The organism is Streptomyces sp. NPDC002537 (assembly GCF_053594975.1).
Window position 1 is genome coordinate 1 of record NZ_JBSFWT010000177.1, and the last position, 3,759, is coordinate 3,759.

Below are 3,759 nucleotides of genomic sequence, written 5' to 3' on the forward strand. Positions count from 1 at the left end.
CGGACGGGCTGAAATCAGCCCGTCCGGCGTTCGAGGACGCGGCCGCAGGCCGCAGGCCGCTGGGGGCCCGGGGGTCCCCCCGGTTCCGGGAAGGGGCGGGGTGGGGAAAAGCCCGCCGCAGGCGCAACGGCGCCGCCGCCGAAGGGATTCACACCGCGGTCCGCTCCTGCTCCTTCTCGCCTTCTTCCAGGAGCCGGGCCGCCATCGCGTCCAGCGCCCGGTCGAGCAGCGCCCGGTCCTCGGGGTCGGTGACGTCCCAGTCCTCCAGGCGGGTCGACAGCCAGGACCGCCAGGCCGCGCCCAGGCGCTCGATCTCCGCCTCGCCCGCGGCCGTCAGGGACAGCCGGTCGCCGTCCACACGGGCGAGACCCGCCTCCGCCGTACGGGTGAAGGCCGGCTCCAGGACCTCGGGCGGCATCCGGTGCGCGGCGGCCACCGAGCTCAGCGCGGCCTCGCCGCGCACCCGCTGCCGCCAGTGGATCTGCCCCAGCGTCCACGCCTCCGCCGGGCTCAGCGGGCTGCCCGACTCGGCGAGGACCTGCCGGCTCACCGGCGGGCCCTTCGCCTTGCGCATGACGCTCGCGACCGCCCGTTCCAACTGCCGTTCCGCCTCCGCCGAGTCCGGCGCGGCGAACCCCTCGCCCATGTCGGACGCCCCGGCCCGCGCGCTGTCCCGCAGCGGCACCTCCTTCAGGAACCAGGCGACGACGAAGCCCGCCAACGCCACCGGCACGACCCAGAGGAAGACGTGGTCGATGGTGTCCGCGTAGGCGTCGATCACCGGCGCCGCCTGCGCGGGCGGGAGCTGTCTGAGCCCCTGCGGGCTCTGTACGGCGGCGGGCGGCACGCCCGGTGAACGGGCCAGCGCTTCCATGAGGTTGGGCTTCAGCCGGTTGCTGTAGAGGGTGCCGAAGATCGCCGTGCCGAAGGAGCTGCCGAGCGTACGGAAGAACGTCACGCCCGAGGTCGCCGTGCCCAGCTCGTGGTACGCCACCGTGTTCTGCACGGCGATGGTCAGCACCTGCATGGCCAGCCCGATGCCGACGCCGAGCACGAACATGTAGAGCGACTCCAGCCACGGCCCGGTCCGCGCGCCCATCGTCGACATCAGATAGAGCCCGAGCGCCGTCACGGCCGTACCGGCGATCGGGAAGGCGCGGTAGCGGCCGGTGCGGCTGACGACGACGCCCGACAGCATGGACGCGCCGAGCAGCCCGGCCACCATCGGCAGCGCCCGCACGCCCGACATGGTGGCCGACACCCCGTCCACGTACTGGAGGTAGGTCGGCAGGTACGTCATCGCGCCGAGCATCGCGAAGCCGACGATAAAGCTGAGCACCGAGCAGATGGTGAAGACGGGGTTGCTGAAGAGGTGCATGGGGAGCATGGGTTCCTTCGCCCGGAGCTCCACGAGCACGAACAGCCCCAGCAGCAGCACCGATCCCGCGAGCAGGCCGATGATCACGGGGGAGTGCCACGGGTACTCGGTGCCGCCCCACTCCAGCCCGAGGACCAGCCCGGACGCGCCGAGCGCCACCAGCACGATGCCGAGGTAGTCGATCACCGGCCGGACCGCCGAACGGACGACGGGGATCGTCCGGGCGGCCATCACGACCATGACGATCGCGACGGGGACGTTGACATAGAAACACCAGCGCCAGGTGGCGTGGTCGGTGAAGACCCCGCCGAGCGTCGGCCCGACCACCGTGGTCACCCCGAACACCGCGCCCAGCGCGCCCTGGTACTTGCCGCGCTCGCGCAGCGGGATGACGTCGGCGATCAGTGCCATGGCCGTCACCATCAGACCGCCGCCGCCGATGCCCTGGAGGGCGCGGGCGGCGATCAGCATGAGCATGGAGTTCGCCGCGCCCGCGAACACCGAGCCGCCGACGAAGACCACCGCGCTCAGCTGGAAGACGACCTTCCGGCCGAAGAGGTCGCCGAACTTGCCGACGAGCACGGTCGAGACGGTCTCCGCGAGCAGATAGGCGGTCACCACCCAGGCCATGTGACCGCCGCCGCCCAGGTCGGCGACGATCGTCGGCAGCGCGGTGGAGACGATGGTCTGGTCGAGGGCCGCGAGCAGCATGCCGAGCACGACGGTGAGGAACACGAGGTTGACGCGGCGCCTGCTGAGCTCGGGCGGTGCGGGGGCTTCCGCTGTGGGCTGCGTGGTGGCCGTGGGCATCGGCGGGCCTCCTCCGGTTCTCCTCCACCGCTCAGCATTCGGGCAACCGCCCACTCCCGCCACCGCTGGCGCGCACGGGGAGCTCCGGGAACGGGCTCAGTCGGAGGCCATCGCGGAGGCTGTCTCGGAGGCCGCCTCGGAGGCAGCCGCCCCCGAGGGGGGAACGTTGGCGCCCCACTTCTCCTCGATGCGGGCCGCCTTCCAGACGACCAGCGCCAGCACCCACGTGGCGAAGAACAGGCCGACGATGACGAAGCCGACCGTGTTCAGGTCGAGGCCGCCGATCCAGTCCCAGAACGGACCGTGCAGGCCGAGCTTGTCGGCGATCAGGCCGAGCAGCTCGACGGTGCCGATGATGAGCGCCACGGCGACGGACAGGGCGGTGATGGTGAGGTTGTAGTAGACCTTGCGCACCGGCTTGGAGAAGGCCCAGCCGTAGGCGAAGTTCATGAACGAGCCGTCGATGGTGTCCAGCAGCGACATCCCCGCCGCGAAGAGGACGGGCAGACACAGGATCGCGTACCAGGGCAGGCCCGAGGCGGCGCCCGAGCCCGCGAGGACGAGGAGGGCGACCTCGGTCGCGGTGTCGAAGCCGAGACCGAAGAGCAGGCCCAGCGGGTACATCTGCCAGGGCTTGGTGATCGACTTCATGACCCGGCCGAGCAGGCGGTTCATGAGCCCGCGGTTGTTCAGCTGCTCCTCCAGGGCCGCCTCGTCGAAGTGACCGGCGCGCATCTTCCGGAAGACCTTCCAGATGCCGGCCAGGATCACGATGTTGAAGATCGCGATGAGGTAGAGGAAGGCGCCGGAGATGGTGGTGCCGATCCAGCCGGTGATCTCGTGGAGCCCGGAGTTCTCGTCCTGGACGGGCCCGGCCAGGGCCTTGACGCCGAGCGAGAGCAGGAAGGCCAGGGCGAAGACGACGCTGGAGTGGCCGAGCGAGAACCAGAAGCCGACCGAGAGCGGCCGCTTGCCCTCGTGCATCAGCTTGCGGGTGGTGTTGTCGATCGCGGCGATGTGGTCGGCGTCGAAGGCGTGCCGCATGCCGAGCGTGTAGGCGGTGACGCCGATGCCGATGCCGAAGGACTTGGTGCCCAGGCTGTAGTGCTCGGGGGCGACGACGGCCACCAGGGTGAACCAGCCGATGACGTGCAGGGCCAGGATGAAGGCGGCCATGCCGCCCATCCGCCGCCACTCGGCGCCCGTCATCACGCCGGTTATTCGCTGCCAACGCGATGGGTCTACGTCCTGGGCGGCGGTGGTGGTGACCATGGCGGCCCCTTCCTCATGGTGCGCAAATGACGGCACACCGTAGGCGCGCGGTGCACGCAGCTGCAAGTGGTTCGCGTTAGCGGGAAGGGGTACGGGCCTGGCGTGCGGCTCCGGCTTCGCGCCTCGGCGTGCGTCGGCGCCTGCGGGCCGTCCGTGGCTGGTCGCGCAGTTTCCCGCGCCCCTCGCAGCGCCGTTCGGGCCGGGGCGTCCGGCGCCTGCGGGTCGGCTTCGGTTGCGCGCGCAGTTCCCCGCGCCCCTGAAGGGGCGCCCCTGAAAGGGGCGCGGGGGGGTGGTGTTCG

General features: G+C 71.2%; 2 protein-coding genes. Both read right to left on the reverse strand.

Annotated features, from left to right (window positions below; genetic code table 11):
- Positions 1 to 148 precede the first annotated feature (148 nt).
- The gene (locus ACWD4A_RS35135) at positions 149 to 2,188 is read right to left on the reverse strand and encodes a DHA2 family efflux MFS transporter permease subunit (protein WP_451200516.1); all 2,040 of its coding nucleotides are present in this window, start codon (positions 2,186 to 2,188) and stop codon (positions 149 to 151) included.
- 96 nt (positions 2,189 to 2,284) lie between these two features.
- On the reverse strand, positions 2,285 to 3,397 hold the full coding sequence (locus ACWD4A_RS35140) for a HoxN/HupN/NixA family nickel/cobalt transporter (RefSeq protein WP_451200518.1): 1,113 nt from the start codon (positions 3,395 to 3,397) through the stop codon (positions 2,285 to 2,287).
- Positions 3,398 to 3,759 lie beyond the last annotated feature (362 nt).